The 17326-nt window shown below is 32.7% G+C and carries 16 protein-coding genes; 12 read left to right on the top strand and 4 right to left on the bottom strand.

Going from position 1 to position 17326, the window contains the following annotated elements:
- The first annotated feature begins 106 nt into the window (after positions 1-106).
- Together ACZ1JT_RS01145 and ACZ1JT_RS01140 are read left to right on the top strand one after the other, a co-directional pair.
- Positions 107-3256: a cytochrome c biogenesis protein gene (locus ACZ1JT_RS01145; protein ID WP_465094332.1), complete on the top strand. Its 3150-nt coding sequence runs from the start codon at positions 107-109 to the stop codon at positions 3254-3256.
- Between the two features lie 78 nt (positions 3257-3334).
- Positions 3335-3922: a glutathione peroxidase gene (locus tag ACZ1JT_RS01140; protein WP_465095264.1), complete on the top strand. Its 588-nt coding sequence runs from the start codon at positions 3335-3337 to the stop codon at positions 3920-3922.
- A gap of 99 nt (positions 3923-4021) precedes the next feature.
- Here ACZ1JT_RS01140 and ACZ1JT_RS01135 read toward each other — a convergent pair whose 3' ends face one another.
- Positions 4022-4516, bottom strand: coding sequence for an N-acetyltransferase family protein (locus tag ACZ1JT_RS01135; RefSeq protein WP_465094331.1), 495 nt, complete (start codon positions 4514-4516; stop codon positions 4022-4024).
- A 144-nt stretch (positions 4517-4660) separates the two neighbouring features.
- On the opposite strand from ACZ1JT_RS01135, the gene ACZ1JT_RS01130 reads away from it, so the two are divergent.
- From ACZ1JT_RS01130 to ACZ1JT_RS01120, 3 genes are all read left to right on the top strand, one after another.
- Complete coding sequence (locus ACZ1JT_RS01130) at positions 4661-5287, top strand: hypothetical protein (protein WP_465094330.1); 627 nt, start codon at positions 4661-4663, stop codon at positions 5285-5287.
- Positions 5288-5322: 35 nt separating this feature from the next.
- The gene (menD, locus tag ACZ1JT_RS01125; protein WP_465094329.1) at positions 5323-6975 is read left to right on the top strand and encodes a 2-succinyl-5-enolpyruvyl-6-hydroxy-3-cyclohexene-1-carboxylic-acid synthase; all 1653 of its coding nucleotides are present in this window, start codon (positions 5323-5325) and stop codon (positions 6973-6975) included.
- Between the two features lie 91 nt (positions 6976-7066).
- On the top strand, positions 7067-7408 hold the full coding sequence (locus tag ACZ1JT_RS01120; RefSeq protein WP_465094328.1) for a DUF2853 family protein: 342 nt from the start codon (positions 7067-7069) through the stop codon (positions 7406-7408).
- A gap of 40 nt (positions 7409-7448) precedes the next feature.
- Here the strand turns inward: ACZ1JT_RS01120 and ACZ1JT_RS01115 are convergent, their stop codons facing one another.
- Entirely contained in the window at positions 7449-8975 is a 1527-nt protein-coding gene (locus ACZ1JT_RS01115; protein ID WP_465094327.1) for a hypothetical protein, read from the bottom strand.
- Positions 8976-9082: 107 nt separating this feature from the next.
- Here ACZ1JT_RS01115 and ACZ1JT_RS01110 point away from each other — a divergent pair, with 107 nt between their 5' ends.
- Positions 9083-9910 (top strand): CvfB family protein, encoded by an 828-nt coding sequence (locus ACZ1JT_RS01110; RefSeq protein ID WP_465094326.1) that lies wholly within the window; start codon positions 9083-9085, stop codon positions 9908-9910.
- Between the two features lie 130 nt (positions 9911-10040).
- A complete protein-coding gene (gene ygiD / locus ACZ1JT_RS01105; protein ID WP_465095263.1) occupies positions 10041-10874 on the top strand; it encodes a 4,5-DOPA-extradiol-dioxygenase in 834 nt (277 codons plus the stop codon).
- Positions 10875-10878: 4 nt separating this feature from the next.
- Here ygiD and ACZ1JT_RS01100 read toward each other — a convergent pair whose 3' ends face one another.
- Together ACZ1JT_RS01100 and ACZ1JT_RS01095 are read right to left on the bottom strand one after the other, a co-directional pair.
- Positions 10879-12069 (bottom strand): serine hydrolase domain-containing protein, encoded by a 1191-nt coding sequence (locus ACZ1JT_RS01100; protein ID WP_465094325.1) that lies wholly within the window; start codon positions 12067-12069, stop codon positions 10879-10881.
- Between the two features lie 305 nt (positions 12070-12374).
- On the bottom strand, positions 12375-12569 hold the full coding sequence (locus ACZ1JT_RS01095; RefSeq protein WP_465094324.1) for a hypothetical protein: 195 nt from the start codon (positions 12567-12569) through the stop codon (positions 12375-12377).
- A gap of 205 nt (positions 12570-12774) precedes the next feature.
- Between ACZ1JT_RS01095 and ACZ1JT_RS01090 the strand changes: the two genes are divergently transcribed.
- The 5 genes from ACZ1JT_RS01090 to ACZ1JT_RS01070 all read left to right on the top strand — a co-directional run bounded on the left by ACZ1JT_RS01090 (position 12775) and on the right by ACZ1JT_RS01070 (position 17326).
- A complete protein-coding gene (locus tag ACZ1JT_RS01090) occupies positions 12775-13614 on the top strand; it encodes a 1,4-dihydroxy-2-naphthoyl-CoA synthase (RefSeq protein WP_465094323.1) in 840 nt (279 codons plus the stop codon).
- Positions 13615-13685: 71 nt separating this feature from the next.
- A complete protein-coding gene (locus tag ACZ1JT_RS01085) occupies positions 13686-14228 on the top strand; it encodes a PH domain-containing protein (RefSeq protein ID WP_465094322.1) in 543 nt (180 codons plus the stop codon).
- Complete coding sequence (locus tag ACZ1JT_RS01080) at positions 14221-15723, top strand: PH domain-containing protein (protein ID WP_465094321.1); 1503 nt, start codon at positions 14221-14223, stop codon at positions 15721-15723. The genes ACZ1JT_RS01085 and ACZ1JT_RS01080 overlap by 8 nt, the downstream gene beginning before the upstream one ends.
- 5 nt (positions 15724-15728) lie before the next feature.
- Entirely contained in the window at positions 15729-16628 is a 900-nt protein-coding gene (menA, locus tag ACZ1JT_RS01075) for a 1,4-dihydroxy-2-naphthoate octaprenyltransferase (RefSeq protein WP_465094320.1), read from the top strand.
- 20 nt (positions 16629-16648) lie between these two features.
- Positions 16649-17326: a metal-dependent hydrolase gene (locus ACZ1JT_RS01070; protein WP_465094319.1), complete on the top strand. Its 678-nt coding sequence runs from the start codon at positions 16649-16651 to the stop codon at positions 17324-17326.

Raw genomic sequence — 17326 nt, 5'->3', positions numbered from 1 at the left:
GGATTTTCCAATCAGGCTTATTAGTTTCTTAAAATACGTTAAAAAGCGTTAACAAAAACTTGTTTTTAAGTATCTTCGCGACAATTTGTATAAAACGCATTCCGTCATGGATAAAAAAATATTTTCCTTTTTGTTCTCTACTCGTTTAATGGCTATTTTGTTTCTGGTTTTTGCCGCAGCTATGGCAACCGGTACATTTATAGAAAGTAAATACAATACTGATACTGCTCGAATTTTAATTTATAATGCACGTTGGTTTGAAGTTATTATGGTGTTTTTCGTCATTAACTTCATTGGCAATATTAAGCGTTACAACTTACTGCAAAAGAGTAAATGGGCTTCGTTGTTATTACACTTGGCTTTTATTCTGATTATAGTTGGGGCCTTTATTACACGCTATATCAGTTTTGAAGGGATGATGCCAATTCGTGAAGGTGAATCGTCTACTCAAATTTTTTCTGATAAAACGTACTTGAATGTATTTGTAGATGGAAACTACAAAGGCGAAATGAAACGTCGTTCGTTCGAAAAACTGTTATTATTATCTCCTGTTACCAATAACGATTTTAGTATTTCTGAGAAATTTGATGAAATACCTTTCGAAATTCGTTACAAGGATTTTATCATGGGTGCCAAAGAAACCATTAAAGCCGATGAAAATGGAGTTTTCTATTTGAAATTGGTTGAGTCTGGAGATGGCACACGACACGAACATTTCTTGAAAGAAGGTGAAGTGCAAAACATTCATAATGTACTTTTTGCATTCAACAAATTTACACCTGGAGCTGTAAATATTACTAAAATCAGCGAAGCTTATACAATCCAATCGCCTTTTGATGGAAATTTTATGCGAATGGCCGATCAGTTTAAAGGTGAAGTTGAAAAAGATAAAATTCAACCGTTAATGCTACGTTCGTTATACAATATGGGCGGAACCCAGTTTGTAATTCCGGAACCGGCTATTAAAGGAAAAATGGTTCAGGAATCAAATGGAGATTATAAAGACAAAAACACAGATGATGCTTTAGTGCTAACAGTTACTTCTGAAGGAAAAGAAAAAGAAGTAACACTTATCGGTTCTAAAGGAAAAATGGGAGTGCCGCAGTCGTTTAAATTAGGAAATTTAGAATATACTTTCCTATACGGAAGTAAGGTTTACGAAACGCCTTTCTCTGTTAAACTTAACGATTTTATTGCGTCTAAATATCCAGGGACTGAAAAGAGTTATTCGGCATTCGAAAGTCAGGTTACAATTGACGACAAAGAGCAGAATACTAAATTTGATGCAAGAATTTTCATGAACAATATTCTCGATTATAGAGGATACCGTTTCTTTCAGGCATCGTTCGATCCAGATGAAAAAGGAACAATATTATCGGTTAACCATGATTTTTGGGGTACTTGGATAACCTATATTGGATACTTCTTGTTGTTTGCCGGAATGTTAGGTATTCTGTTTACTAAAGATTCTCGTTTTGGTGATTTGAAACGCAAATTGAAAAAAGTAAAAGATAAGAAAGCTGCAGTTTTGAATATTTTTGTTTTGTTTTTTGCTTTGAATACAATAGCGCAACATCAAGAGCATCAACCAAAAATGCCAACCGAAAAGCAAATCGATTCCTTGTTGGAACATTATAAAGTTTCGGAAGAGCATTCCTCAAAATTTGGAAGACTAATAGTTCAGGATCAAGGTGGACGTATGAAACCTGTAAATACGTTTTCATCAGAATTGCTTAGAAAAGTAAGTAAAAGTGATTCATATAAGGGAATGAATTCCGATCAGGTGTTCCTTTCCATGACACAGTATCCACAATTATGGTACAATGTGCCGATTATTTACATTAAAAAAGACAATGATAGCATTCATAATCTGATTGGAGCAGATAAAGGAACGAAGTATGTTTCTTTGATGAAATTTTTTGATGAAAGAGGTAACTATAAATTATCGCCTTATTTGGATGAAGCCTACAAAGCAGCAGTTCCGAATCAGTTTCAGAAAGATTTTATAGAAACCGATAAGAAAGTAAATCTTTTGTATTCTGCATTAAGCGGCCAAATTTTAAAGGTTTTTCCAATTCCGTACGATAAAAACAACAAATGGGTTTCGCATCTTGAACTTAATGAGGCGGGCTTAAAAGGTATAGATTCGTTGTTCACCAAAAATGTATTGCCATTGTATTTATCTTCATTAGATGAGGCTGTAATCAAAAAAGATTATAAAGCGGCCGATACATTTTTAGATGGATTAATCAAGTTTCAGAAAAAGTATGGTAATGAGGTTTATCCGAGTGAAGAAAAGATAAATTCGGAAATTCTATATAACAAATACGATGTTTTCAAGAAGTTATTCTCATGGTATATGTATGCCGGGGTATTGATGTTCTTGTTTGTAATCGTAAAGATTTTCAATTCAGGAAAAACAATTAATACCTTGGTTAAAATTAGCCATGTTATAATTGCGTTACTGTTTGCTTTACACACTGCCGGGTTAATTGCACGTTGGTATATTTCTGGTCATGCGCCATGGAGTGACGCCTACGAATCCATGATATATGTAGGTTGGGCCACGATGTTGTTTGGGTTAATATTTGGAAGAAAATCTGAATTAACGGTAGCATCAACTGCATTCGTAGCTGCAATGATTTTAATGATTGCGCACTGGAACTGGATGGATCCAGCTATTGCGAATTTGCAACCGGTATTGAATTCTTATTGGTTAATGATTCACGTTGCCGTTATTGTGGCGAGTTATGGGCCATTTACCTTAGGAATGATACTAGGAATTGTTTCCTTGCTGTTAATGTTGTTAACCAACTCAAAGAACAAAAAGAAAATGGAGCTTAATATTCGTGAGTTAACCATTATTAATGAAATGGCGTTAACCGTTGGTTTAGTAATGTTAACTATAGGAAACTTCCTTGGAGGACAATGGGCCAATGAAAGTTGGGGACGTTATTGGGGTTGGGATCCGAAAGAAACCTGGGCTTTAATTAGTATTATGGTTTATGCTTTTGTAATTCACGCTCGATTTGTTCCGGCATTACGAGGTAAATGGATTTTTAATTTGATGAGTGTTTTTGCATTCTATTCGATTATGATGACGTATTTCGGAGTGAATTTCTATTTGACCGGATTGCATTCGTATGCAAAAGGGGATAAAGTAGTAACGCCTAATTTTGTCTATGTTTCCGTAGCTTTGGTTACACTTTTGGGAATTGTTTCGTACATGCAGTATCGTAAATTTTACAAGAAATAAATTTAGTTAACATAATTTTAATGAATGTACAGATTTTGAAATTGACAAATTCTGTAACTTTATAAAAACAATACTATGATAAAAAAAACGTTATTGCTTATCGGGATTTTGTTCATGATTAGTTGTCAGGGGCAAAAACAAAAAAATAAAGTTATGGAAACACAAGAAAAAACAAAAACTACTGGGGTTCAGAATATTTATCAGTTTAAAGTTAAAGATATTGATGGTAAAGAATTTGATTTTGCTTCGTTAAAAGGAAAGAAAATCATGATTGTTAATACAGCTTCCGAGTGTGGATTAACTCCTCAATACGAACAATTACAAAAAGTGTATTCCGAGTATAAAGACAAAAATTTTGTAATTATTGGTTTTCCGGCAAATAATTTTGGCGCTCAGGAACCAGGAAATAATACTGAAATTAAAGCTTTTTGTACTAAAAATTACGGGGTTACTTTCCCAATGATGGAGAAAATTTCAGTTAAAGGAGACGATATGCATCCGTTGTATCATTTTTTAACGGAAAAGGCTAAGAATGGTTTAGAAGATAATCATGTAGAGTGGAATTTTCAAAAGTACCTGATTAACGAAAAAGGAGAATTGGATAATGTAATCAGTCCACGTGTTTTACCAGACGATAAAGAAATAACAGATTGGATTAAGAGTTAGGTTCTAGTCGCAGTAGGCAGTAAAAAAGGCTTTTAGTTTATTAACTAAAAGCCTTTTTTGTTATCATCTTAAATATACTATTTAATTAGCATAATTACACTATAGCAACATCTGCACAAAAACCGAATCCAACCAACGATTAAACTTGTAGCCCGTTTCTTTTAAATGTCCAACATTTTTAAATCCGAGGCGTTCGTGAAAAGCTATGCTGCCTATATTATCTGCATCAATTACGCCAATCATGGTGTGTAGCTCTTGTTGTTGTGCTATAGCAATCAATTCTTTTACAAGAACAGTTCCAATCCCGTTTCCAATATAATCGGGATGAACATAAACGGAGTGTTCAACAGTAAAACGATAGCCGTGTTTAAAACGAAATGGTCCATAAGTGCCAAATCCTACTATAACAGCATCTTTTTCGGCGACTAAAAAAGGCAAATTTTTTTCTTTTTTCTCCTTGAAAATACTTCTTTGTTCTGCAATAGTTCTGCAATCATAATCCCAAATAGAAGTCGAATGTAAAATCTCATGATTTACAATTTCCAAAACAGATGGCATATCTTCAAAAGTGGCTGGACGTATTGAAATTGACATAAAAATGGTTTATATTGAGAAAAAATGTTAAATTTATAAGCTAACGTCGTAATTGATTTAATGAAAATTAAGAATTCATCAAAAATACTAATTTATTCCTACTTAATAAACCTGGTTTTATATAGTTTTTCCTCTTTTTTAAACTTGGAAGAATATACTCAACTTTTTTGGTTTATACGAATTCCAATTCTTATTGCATTGTATTGTGTTAGTTCAAAAAAGATTAAACCCATATATATACTTGGGTTATTGTTGTATCAGTCGGCTTCGGTTTTGTTTAGGTTTGATAGCCCTGATTTGATTATTTATGCATCCATAGCTTCAGCACTTTTTAAAGTCTGTTTGCTTATTTTGGTTATAAAGATGATTAGTAGAGAGAATGTTAAAGCTATTTCCATTGCATTCATACCTTTCTTTATAATATACTTATACATAATTGAATTGGTAATGGATGATTTAGGTAATAGTTATTACGTATGGCTCTTTAATGCCCTTATCACTTCTTTCATAGGGGGTATTGCTATTATTAATTATGTTAACAGTCCGAGAAGAAAAAATTATTGGCTTTTAATAAGTTCTGTCTTATTCATTATTCAGGTTGGTGCGTTCTTTATTAACAAGTTTTATGTAAAAAACGAAGGTGTATATCAAATGGTAATTTTGTTTTATGGGATATCTCATTTTACATTTTATAAATTCATCATCTTGCAAGAGCATGAAGACGCTAATAGTTTAAATTCTCAAAGGAAAGAAGATATAGCAAGCATATAAATATTCTTATCTTTGTGCTATATCTAATTACCAAAATGATTTACCCAAAAATTCCTTTAGCACAAAGTATTATAGAGCTATGTAAAGCTAAAGATATTCACGATATAGTAATCTCTCCAGGTTCTCGTAATGCGCCATTAACCATTGGTTTTGCTAGTAATCCTAGTTTTGCTAGTTATAGTATAGCCGATGAACGTTGTGCAGCTTTTTTTGCCTTAGGAATTGCCCAACAAAAAAGAAAACCGGTAGCGGTTGTTTGTACTTCTGGTTCGGCTTTGTTAAATTATTATCCGGCTATAGCCGAAGCATTTTACAGTCAGATTCCAATGGTTGTAATTTCTGCAGACCGTCCTAAAAGTAAAATCGATATTGGAGACGGGCAAACCATTCGACAGGAAAATGTATTTGCAAACCATATTCTTTATACAGCTAATCTGGAAGAAAATGCATCGGAAGAAAACGACCTAAAAATCAACGAAGCTATTCAAACGGCTATTAGTAAAAAAGGGCCGGTACACATTAACGTTCCATTTGAAGAACCTTTATACGAAACTACAAATCAATTAACTGTTCAGCCAACGGTATTGCATTATAAACCGACGGAAAAGCCACTTCCTAGCATTGATACTTTTAGTCAAAAATGGAATGCTGCTCGAAAGAAATTAGTTTTAATTGGAGTTAATAATCCTAATGAAATTGATGTTGAGGTAATTAATAACCTTGCAAACGATTCTTCAGTAGTTGTGATGACGGAGGTGACATCAAATGTACATCATCCAAACTTTATTACAAATATCGATACCATCATCACGCCTTATACAGCAAAGGATTTTGAAGAGTTCAAGCCTGAAGTTTTAGTAACGTTTGGCGGTATGATTGTTTCTAAACGAATTAAAGCTTTCTTGCGAAAATATACACCTTCAGAACATTGGCATATAGATGAATTACGGGCTTATGATACATTTGGATGTTTGACAAATCATATAGAGACAACGCCCAATACATTTTTTAAATCACTTTATAACAGTTCGCAAAGTGTAGAAAGTGATTATCAAAAGAAATCATTATTGTTGAAAGTTTTTAGAAAAGAAAAACATAATGCTTACGTAGAACGTATTCCATTCTCGGACATGAGGGTTTTCAATGATATATTTAAAATACTTCCCCAAAACAGTCAACTGCAAATTAGTAACAGTTCACCCATTCGATATGCGCAATTATTCGATATCGATTCAAGCATTGAAGTGTTTTGCAACCGTGGAACAAGTGGTATAGATGGGAGTACAACAACAGCTATTGGTGCAGCAGTTGCAAATGATAAACCAATGATTTTTATAACGGGCGATGTAAGTTTCTTTTACGATAGTAATGCTTTGTGGAATAATTATATCCCGAATAATTTTAAAATTATAGTAATCAACAATAAAGGTGGAGGTATCTTTAGGATTTTACCGGGACATCAAGAAACGGAAGTTTTTAATACTTTTTTCGAGACAAAACACGACTTAAGTGCTTCGCATTTAGCAAAAATGTATGGTTTTCAATATTTTAAGGTTAACAACGAATTTGAGTTACAAACCGAGTTGAAGTTTTTACTCAACAGTGATAAGCCATCTATTATGGAAATTAGTACTCCTACAGCAGTTAATAATGAGATTTTACTGGAGTATTTTAAAAATTTAACCTAAAATTAAAGGATAATGTTGTTTTTTTCTTTCATTCGTTAGTATAAATGTTTAAATTTGAGAAATACCTTAGTAGAAATTAAAAAAATTAATTATGAGTAAAAGAGATGAACTGATTGCAAAGTACGCTGCAGATTTGAAAGATAAATGTGGTGTAACTCCAAACATGGATTTGTTAACGAAAGTAACTATTGGTTGCGGACCATCAATTTACAATGCCGATGCTTCTACAGTTTCTGGATCTTCAGATACTGAGTTGGCAACAGTTAAAAACAATTTTTTAATAAAAAAATTAGGCCTTAAAGATGGAGCCGATTTAGATAAAGCTATTGATTCGGTAATTGAAAAATATGGCAGATCTAATAAAAACAAATACAGAGCAGTTGTTTATTATCTTCTAACAGTACATTTCAAAAAAGAAAGTGTTTACAAATAGTAGATATTTAATTATATGAAAGCGCCTTTAAGGCGCTTTTTTAATTTAAAATGCTGCTTTCAAGAACTTCACCTAATGCATCAAATACAATTAAGCGCATTTTAGAATCTGGTAATTGAGTTATAAATGATTCATTTTCATCAAGTAGGTTGCAACGAAAAGGAACTTTGTTTTTGTAATCATGTATGTCATTTAATTCTTCCTCAAAATAAATGGTTACTTGAACTTTACGATTTAATGTGTTCGAATAGGTAAAGTTGCCTTTGGTTTCTTTTAATGATAAATTGTTTATTATTTTATAATCGGTGTTTTGTAGACTATCTGGTAAGTCTTTACTATCTATAAGAATTAGTGAATTTGTTAAGTCTCGATAGCTACTGTAATTCGTTTGTGAAAAAGTAATTGGATTAATGCTGTATTTTTCATTAAAATGCATTGCCATCCATTTTTTGTTATTGCTGTCTGGTTGTTCTGTGATATGCGCAATACCTGCAAACACTATAACTTTTGCAGTCGAATCTTTTGCAAATGTTTTGTTGTATAAATTTTCAGCTTCGGCTATTTCCCTGTTTTTATCATTGTCAAAATTTTCATAGGCAACAAATTTAAAACCTAGCGCCTGAGCACTTCTAATTAATTCTGCAAAATATTGTTCTTTGGTATAAAACCCAGTTTCCATGTCTAACTTGCCTCTAGCATTTAAGATACTATCTTTGTTTTGATCAAGTGTTTCTAAGGCGAGGTATTTGAAGCCGCTTTTTTTTAAGTCGGGTAGAAGTTTGGTAAGCAATAATCTGTGATTGGGATAAAAATGATTTTCATTAAACATAATAAGCTTTTCATTTTTTACAATTGAAATAATTTTATGCTGAACAGTATCTAAACCAAAAATTCCTTTATTCTGTATTAAATCAATAGTGCTTTTTTTCTTTTCACTTTTTTCCCATTGTGCCATCAACTCGTTGTAATATTTATTAGGCCCTAAAAAAGAAGCATAGGTTAGTTGGAGTTGCAGTTTGATGCTTTTTTCTTCATTCGTTATTGCTTTAAAATTGTTTAATTCTTCAAACCCTTTTAGAAATTGATTGGATAATTTATTTTCCTTAAGAATATCAAAAGGCGTTTCTTTTTGTTTACTGTTTGTTGAATTAGAACTTATTTTTTTCGACAAAAATTTGAAATCAATACTGGTTGAATTTTTATACGGATATCCAATAAAACTATAGGTGTGATTGTTTATTACAGAGTCTTTTTTGAAGTAATAAGAGTATTCCTCTTTTTTAGTATTATCAATCAGAATGTAATATTCATAGATCGGTTCGATAAAAGTCTTTCCATAAACTAAAACATTATTGTATTTAAAATGCGTTTTCTTTAAAAGCTTTTTTAATTCCTTCTTAGACTTAATATATCGTACATCTCCATACGACTCATGAGAAAACTTTAAACTGTCATTTAGTACTAAGTTTTTGGAGGTGTCATATTTATTGTATTCAAAAAAAGGGCTGATTTTATTGGAACAGCTTAATAATATAAAGAATAGTAAAAGCGCTAAAAATTGTTTCATTTTTAAAAGTAATAATTTTCTGTCTATCTGAATTATTTTTATGATTGTTAAAAGATAAAACGTAAGTTGAAACTACTTCGTATCTTTGTGTCCTTATATTTTTTATAATGATTGAAATAGGAAAATTTAATACCTTAAAAATTGCTCGCGATACTAAGGTTGGACTTTATTTGACAGACGGAACAACAGATATTTTGTTGCCTAATAAATATGTACCTGAAAACTTTCAAATAGACGATGAAATTGCCGTTTTTGTATATTTAGATCACGAAGAACGTCCGGTAGCCACCACACTGGAACCCTATATTTTTCTAAATGAATTTGCATTACTTCGAGTGAATTATACCAATAAATTTGGGGCTTTTCTTAATTGGGGTATGGAAAAAGATTTGTTCGTTCCTTTTAAAGAACAAGCGCGTCCTATGGAGCAAGGCAAGCGTTATTTGGTTTACATGTATCTTGATGAAAAAACCAAACGTCTTGTAGCTTCCAGTAAAACCAATCAGTTTCTAAAAAATGATGAAATTACTGTAGAAGTAGGAGAGGAAGTAGATTTGATAGTTTCTCATATTACCGAAGTGGGCATCAACGTAATAATCAACGAAAAACACAAAGGACTTTTATATAAAAATGAAGTTTTTGAAGATTTAAGAACTGGTGATCGTATTGTTGGTTATATTAAAACGATACGTCCCGATGGTAAAATTGATGTTTCTAGACAACCATTTGGTATGGAACGCATCGATGCTTCTGCACAATTAATTTTAGACGAACTTAAAGCGAGTAAAGGTTATTTACGGTTGAATGATGAAAGTCATCCAGAAGACATTAAAACTGTACTTCAGATGAGTAAAAAGACTTTCAAAAAAGCTATAGGTACACTGTACAGACAAAAAATGATTGCTATCAAAGACGATGGTATCTATTTACTCTAATCGTTTCACAGACTGTTAAATACTTATAAAAATGATGAAAGTCTAAAATATTAATTATACATTTGTATATACAAATATTGTTTGTATGAATCGTAATGAATTTATAAAAAGTATAACAGGAGGATTGATTATGGCAAGCTTGCAACCGTTTTATAATTGGACAAAGGAGTTGACAACTGAAGATGATAAGCTACCGGTTTTGTTTATTGGTCACGGTTCACCAATGAATGGTATTGAAAATAATGCATTTTCTTCAACATGGAAAAAAATGGGACAAGAAATCCAAAAGCCTAAAGCGGTTTTAGTGATTTCGGCTCATTGGCTTACTCGAGGTACGCACATAACCGCTATGAATAATCCGAAAACAATTCACGATTTTGGTGGTTTCCCTAAAGAGCTTTTTGATGTGCAATATCCAGCCCCAGGAAATCCAGAATTAGCTTTGGCAACTAAGGAGTTAATTACAACTACTAATGTGGGACTTGATCACGATTGGGGTTTGGATCATGGAACATGGACAGTCGTTAGGCATATGTATCCGGAGGCTGATATTCCGGTTTTGCAACTGAGTATCGATTATAGCAAACCGGCACAATATCATTATGAATTAGCAAAACAATTGGCAAGTCTAAGAAAAAAAGGAGTTCTAATTATTGGAAGCGGAAATATGGTACATAACCTCGGGATGATTGCTTGGGATAAGCTAAACGAACCTGAATATGGCTATGATTGGGCGTCCGAAATGAATACTATTTTTAAAGAAAAAATTACAGAGGGTAATCATAAAGCTTTAATGGATTATGAAACCTTAAACAAAGCTGCAAAATTAGCTATTCCAACACCCGATCATTATTTTCCGTTACTGTATTCTGTAGCCTTGCAAGACAGTAAAGATGATATTACCTTTTTTAATGATAAGGCAGTGGGTGGCTCATTAACAATGACTTCAGTTAAAATAGGGTAAAGGCTTATTCGGCACCAATTACTTCATCATCAAACTTAAACGGATAATCGCCAAAATGAGGCGCCAGTTTTTTGGTTTGATAGGTTTTGTGTGTGTATTTGTTCGAAATAGCAATAATGGATACATTTTCTTTACGTAATGTTACTAACGATGAGGTGTTTCCATGCCACCACCCGTTATGAAAGAAATAAGTCTGTCCAGTTTCAAATTCTAGCATACGTATACCTAATCCATAATTGCGTGTTCCTTTACGTTCGTAACTGTACCCTTTAAACATTTCTTTTTTCATTTCCGGACTTAAAAATTCATCCGAATAGGTGGCAAGCTCAAATTTCAGTAAATCTCTTGGTGTAGAATATATATTTTTGTCACCATAAACCTGATCTAAAAATTCAAATGCTAAGCGCAGGTAATTGTTTTTATACGACTGACTTACTTCGTCTTTCCTTTCTAAATTATCAAAAACAAAGGTGTTTTTCATTCCTAAAGGTTCGAAAATCTTTTCAGTCATTACTTTAGAATAGGATTCTTCTGTAACTTTTTCAATGATTAAAGCCAGTAAAGCATAATTGGTATTGCAATACCCAAATCGAGTACCAGGTTTCGACTCTAAACCAATTGGCTTTGTTGCTAATAACGTAAGGACGTCTTGGTTGGTCAGCGTGTTTTTCTTATCCCATACATTTTTGTCATCCGTAAAATAAGCATAGTTACGCAATCCGCTTCTGTGGTTTAACAACATTCTTACCGTTGTTTCTTCCCATGGAAATTCGGGTAGATACGTTTTAACCGATTTGTCAAGTTCAATATCACCTTCGTCAACTAATTTGAGTACACAAACCGCAGTTAGCATTTTACTTACCGATGCAATGTGAATTGGCGTTTCAGCATCAATTTTAGTTCCTTTTTCTTTGTATGCATAGCCACTGTAATTTTCGTAGATAATCTGACCGTTCTTCGCAACTAAAAAACCACCGCTATAGTCTTTCGGATTGTATTTTTTTAAATAGAAAGCCTCAACATATTTTCTGTTTTTTTCTAAAAAAGAATCATTTAGTTTAGGAAAACTTACTTCGTATTTATCGGCTAATAGAGTAGTGTCTTTACTGGTTGAATTATGGTTACCGGATTTGTCTTTGTTACAGGATGTTAGTAAAAAAAAGGCTACTATTGTTATATATGTAGAAAATTTCATTGTGATTCGTTGGTAAAAAAACAAATATAAGTAACCCAAGTAGTTTACAAAAACATAACATTGCCAATTTCTGTTAAAGTTTATAACAGCATGTTAATAACTGTAAATAAAATAGGCTAACCTATTTCCAAGCTAGCCTATTTTTTAAACCGATAATGATAATTACAACAATTTGAAAAATAGAACTGTTCGTAATTATCGTAAATTTCTTTTGTCTTTTAAATGGATAGTCGAAACCTGATTTCAAAATTTTGATGTTCGCTTCATTACCCGTGGTACCTTAAAATAACTTAAAAGAAACTGACTTATTTTTTTGTCAAAGTATCCTTCTCCATCTCCACAGGTGCTACTTCACCAGCTTTAATGCTGTCAGTTGCAAATGAATCCACTTGCTCTTCCATAGTCGCTTCCATTGTTTCCTCTGGCTTTACTTCATTATTTTTGCAACTAGCAAAAAATACAACTGATAAAAGAGCGACAAAAATTACAGATTTTTTCAAATAATAATGTTTTTAATTAATAAATCAGTGAGCTAACTTCTTGTTTAAGAAGTAGTTAAATTTACAAAAAAATAAGTTTAAGCTAAAGCTATTTGGGTAACTTTTTTTGAAATTCGATTATCTTTTGGTTTTTTGAATTATTTGTTGAAAAATCTTCATAAGGAAGCGCTCAAATTGTTTTATTTTTACGGTAAAATTTTTAATTATGAGTACTATTCAATGGCAAACCGTAAAAGAGTTTGAAGATATAACTTACAAGAAATGTAATGGTGTGGCACGAATTGCATTTAACCGCCCCGATGTTCGTAATGCCTTTCGTCCTAAAACAACAAAAGAACTTTTAGAAGCATTTCATGATGCTCATGAAGATACATCTATAGGTGTTGTATTATTGTCTGCCGAAGGACCTTCTACCAAAGATGGTATTTGGTCGTTTTGTAGTGGTGGTGATCAAAAAGCCAGAGGAAAACAAGGCTATGTGGGCGATGATGGCTACCATCGATTAAATATATTAGAAGTTCAACGCTTAATTCGTTTTATGCCTAAAGCTGTAATTGCTGTAGTGCCAGGTTGGGCTGTTGGAGGTGGACATAGTTTGCATGTGGTATGCGATTTAACATTGGCGAGTAAAGAACACGCAATTTTTAAACAAACCGATGCCGATGTTACCAGTTTTGATGGCGGCTATGGTTCGGCATATTTAGCAAAAATGGTCGGACAGAAAAAAGCTCGTGAAATTTTCTTTTTAGGGCGTAATTACTCTGCTCAAGATGCATTCGATATGGGAATGGTTAATGCTGTAATTCCTCATGCAGAATTAGAGGATACGGCTTATCAATGGGCACAAGAAATTTTGGAAAAATCACCAATCTCTATTAAAATGCTGAAATTTGCAATGAATCTTACCGATGACGGTATGGTGGGGCAACAGGTTTTTGCTGGAGAAGCTACACGTTTGGCTTATATGTCGGATGAAGCTATTGAAGGAAGAAATGCATTTTTAGAAAAGCGTAAACCAAATTTCGAAAAGAAATATATTCCATAATAAAAAGTGTAAAGTAGCTTATAAATCTAACTGATTTTGCGTTTTACTTATTTTTAATTTAAACAAATACTGTGAACTTCACCAACAACACTATTGATGTAAATGCACTTCCTAAATTTGAAGCAATAGCCTTATTGCCGTTGCATAAAAAGTACTGGAAAATCATTTTAGTTCGAAATTTTATTTTCCTTACAGTAATGATTGTTGCTGGAATTGTAGCGATTCTAACTCTTGAAGAAGCTCAAACTAATTGGCTTTTAATTTGCATGGCTATAGTTGCTTTATTTCTGATTTCCTTTTTTTATGGAAAACTTAGTTTCAAAAAAAGAGGCTATGCGTTCAGAGAACAAGATGTGCTGTATAAAGAAGGCGTAATTTCTGAAACTACAACCATTATTCCGTTTAACAGAATTCAGCATGTTGAATTAAATGAAGGGCCTATTTCAAGAATCTTAGGCTTAGCTTCTATTGGAATTTATACCGCCGGCGGAAGTAACAGTGATATTGAAATCCCGGGTATAGAAAAAGAACAAGCGTTGCAAATTAGACAGTTGTTAATGTCGAAACTGATTGTTAAACAAGAAGATAATTCGGAGTCGGTTTCTAATGAATAAATTTAACCAACCTCAAAGGCAATCGTTAATTGGTGTATTGGTTATGTTTACCGATACATTCCAGAAAATTATACGACATTTTTGGCCAATTTTGGTGATTTGGATTTTTAAATTCAATCAAATCAATAAGCTATACTTGCTTTTGGGAGTTATTGCTGTATTGCTTGTAGTAGCCATTATTGCTTATTTGAAATACTTGAATTTTACGTTTTATATCGATGAAGAAAACGAAGAGTTTATAGTTCAAAAAGGTGTTATAAGTAAAACCAAATTAGCTATTCGCTTGGATAAAATTCAGCAGGTAAATATCAATCAGACTTTAATTCAACGAATAGTAGGTGTTCATGCTTTAGATGTTGATTCTGCCGGAAGTACTAAAAAAGAAATTTCAATTAGAGCGGTTTCTCATGACTTGGCTGTGGCTTTAAAAACAAGATTATTATCGGAATCTAATCAAAAAAAATCGGAGGATATAATAGAGGAGGACAAGGTAAACGCCGAAGTAAATGATATCAAAATAAGTTTTTTGAGTTTGCTTAAAATCGGAATTACGTCTAATTATGTTAAGAGTTTCTGGCTATTGGTTGCTTTTTGGGGAACATTATTCGATAATTTTCAACATTTTTTTCAAGATCAAAATACTGTTGATAAGGTCGATTCTACCATAGAAAGTTTTTTTAATGAAACGTTCGTCTTTTATGCGGTTCTAATATTGATTTTAGTACTGTTTTCAGTTATTCTAATTATTAATTTGGTTCGTACCATAGTTAGATACTTCGATTTCAAAATTGTACGACAAAATGAATCGTTGTTATTGTCATTCGGACTAATAAATACCAAAAGCACAATAATTAAATCAGATAGAGTTCAGATTGTAGGAGTAAGTCAGAATTGGTTTCAGAAGAAAATGAATGTTTTAACCTTGAATATTAAGCAGGCTGGAGGACACGAATCGGATAAAAGAAATAAAAATGCCAACATTGAAATACCCGGTTGTAACACATTTGAAAAAGAGGAAATTTTACGTTTGATTTTTAAAAACCTTCCAAACAAAGGAAATGTGGTAAAACCAAACATTAGAAAATTAATTATTCCTTTGATTTTTTTTGTACTTATTCCTGTTGTAGGTTTCTTTTATCTTGGTAGTTTAGAAAGTGAATTTCAAAATTACTATTTCTTGATTCCCGTATATGTTGCTTTTGTTTCGGTTCTTCAATATTTTGATTTTAGAAATTACAGACTGTTTGTTAATGAAAAATACATTATTAAACAGAGCGGTGCTTGGGATATTGATACCGAATGTATAGAGCCTCATAAAATTCAAGCCATAAAAGTGAGTCAGTTGTTTTGGCATAAAGCTCTTAATATTGGAAGTGTTACTGTGGTAACAGCAGGAGGAAAATTGTCTTTTCATTTAGGCAATTTTAATGTCGTAAAAGAACTCGTAAATACGTGGTTGTATCAAGTTGGAACCACACCTAAAAATTGGATGTAAATTGTATGAATGTTGCAAATTGGATAAAAGCCGCTAGGCTTCGCACGTTACCTTTATCGGTTTCAGGAATTATTGTAGGAAGCAGTTATGCCTATTATCAAGGATATGATAACTGGAAAATAGTTGTTTTAGCCTTAATTACAACATTAGGATTTCAGGTATTATCGAATTTTGCAAACGATTACGGCGATGGCGTTAAAGGTACCGATAATGAATTTCGTTTAGGTCCGAAACGCGCTATTCAAAGTGGTGAAATATCGATTCCTCAAATGAAAAAAGGAATCATGATTACAGCATTATTGTCTTTGCTATCCGCAATAGCTTTAATTTATGTGGCTTTCGGGAAGGAAAACTTTGGATATTCCTTGTTGTTTTTCTTGTTAGGAGTCGCTTCAATTGTTGCAGCTATTAAATATACCGTAGGTAAAGGAGCTTATGGATATAGTGGTTTTGGTGATTTTTTTGTTTTGGTGTTTTTTGGTTTAGTTAGTGTTTTAGGAACTCATTTTTTGTTTTCAAAACAGCTGGATCAATTCTTGTTTTTACCAGCTTTTGCCATCGGAATGTTAAGTACGGCAGTTTTGAATTTAAACAATATGCGCGATATTGAAAACGATAAAAATTCAGGTAAAAATACCATAGTTGTTAAAATAGGACTGAACAAAGCCAAATATTATCATTACTCCTTGGTAATTAGTGCTGTAGTATTATTAGTGGCTTTTGCATTAATTACCGAAACATCAACTTTTCCGGTTTTATTTCTAGCTATTTTAATGTTCAGACACCTTCGTGTGGTTTATTTAGCCAAAAGCTATCAAGATTTCGATCCTGAACTTAAAAAAGTAGCATTAGGCACTTTTGCCTTGTCGTTACTACTGTTCATTTTTTTAGTACTTTTAAAGTAATCTTTTAAAAAATCCATCTTATGAAAATAACGTTCTACGGTCATGCTTGTCTTGGTATCGAAGTTAGTGGTAAACATATTCTTGTAGATCCATTTATAAGCGGTAATCCAAAAGCATCTCATATCGATATCAATACCTTAAAGGCAGATTATATTCTGGTTACGCACGCGCATCAGGATCATGTGCTAGATGTAGAAGCCATAGCCAAACGAACCAACGCAGTTATAGTGTCGAATTATGAAATTGCAACGCATTACGGTAACAAAGGGTTACAGTACCATCCTATGAATCATGGTGGAAGCTGGAAATTCGATTTTGGTATAGTAAAATATGTGAACGCAATTCATACTAGTTCTTTTGTAGATGGTAGCTATGGTGGACAACCTGGCGGATTTGTAATTGAAGGAGAACATAAAAATATTTACATTGCTGGCGATACAGCTTTAACCATGGATATGAAGCTTATTCCTATGCGTACCAAATTGGATTTAGCAATTTTGCCTATCGGAAGTAATTTTACTATGGATGTAGATGATGCTATTGTAGCTTCAGAGTTTTTAGATTGCGATAAAATATTAGGGTATCACTACGATACATTCGGATTTATAGTTATCAATCATGAAGAAGCTATTAAAAAATTCTTCGATAATGGAAAAGATTTAATGCTTCTGGAAATAGGAAGTTCAATCGATTTATAA

The organism is Flavobacterium sp. IC2-16 (assembly GCF_055521455.1).
Note: the sequence above shows the minus strand (reverse complement) of the source record. Positions and strands in the feature narration are given on the sequence as shown.

Coding starts and splice junctions, on each gene's coding strand:
- ACZ1JT_RS01145 (WP_465094332.1), top strand. CDS start 107: ATGGATAAAAAAATATTTTCCTTTTTGTTCTCTACTCGTTTAATGGCT.
- ACZ1JT_RS01135 (WP_465094331.1), bottom strand. CDS start 4,516: ATGTCAATTTCAATACGTCCAGCCACTTTTGAAGATATGCCATCTGTT.
- menD (WP_465094329.1), top strand. CDS start 5,323: ATGATTTACCCAAAAATTCCTTTAGCACAAAGTATTATAGAGCTATGT.
- ACZ1JT_RS01120 (WP_465094328.1), top strand. CDS start 7,067: ATGAGTAAAAGAGATGAACTGATTGCAAAGTACGCTGCAGATTTGAAA.
- ACZ1JT_RS01115 (WP_465094327.1), bottom strand. CDS start 8,975: ATGAAACAATTTTTAGCGCTTTTACTATTCTTTATATTATTAAGCTGT.
- ACZ1JT_RS01110 (WP_465094326.1), top strand. CDS start 9,083: ATGATTGAAATAGGAAAATTTAATACCTTAAAAATTGCTCGCGATACT.
- ygiD (WP_465095263.1), top strand. CDS start 10,041: ATGGCAAGCTTGCAACCGTTTTATAATTGGACAAAGGAGTTGACAACT.
- ACZ1JT_RS01100 (WP_465094325.1), bottom strand. CDS start 12,069: ATGAAATTTTCTACATATATAACAATAGTAGCCTTTTTTTTACTAACA.
- ACZ1JT_RS01090 (WP_465094323.1), top strand. CDS start 12,775: ATGAGTACTATTCAATGGCAAACCGTAAAAGAGTTTGAAGATATAACT.
- ACZ1JT_RS01080 (WP_465094321.1), top strand. CDS start 14,221: ATGAATAAATTTAACCAACCTCAAAGGCAATCGTTAATTGGTGTATTG.
- menA (WP_465094320.1), top strand. CDS start 15,729: ATGAATGTTGCAAATTGGATAAAAGCCGCTAGGCTTCGCACGTTACCT.
- ACZ1JT_RS01070 (WP_465094319.1), top strand. CDS start 16,649: ATGAAAATAACGTTCTACGGTCATGCTTGTCTTGGTATCGAAGTTAGT.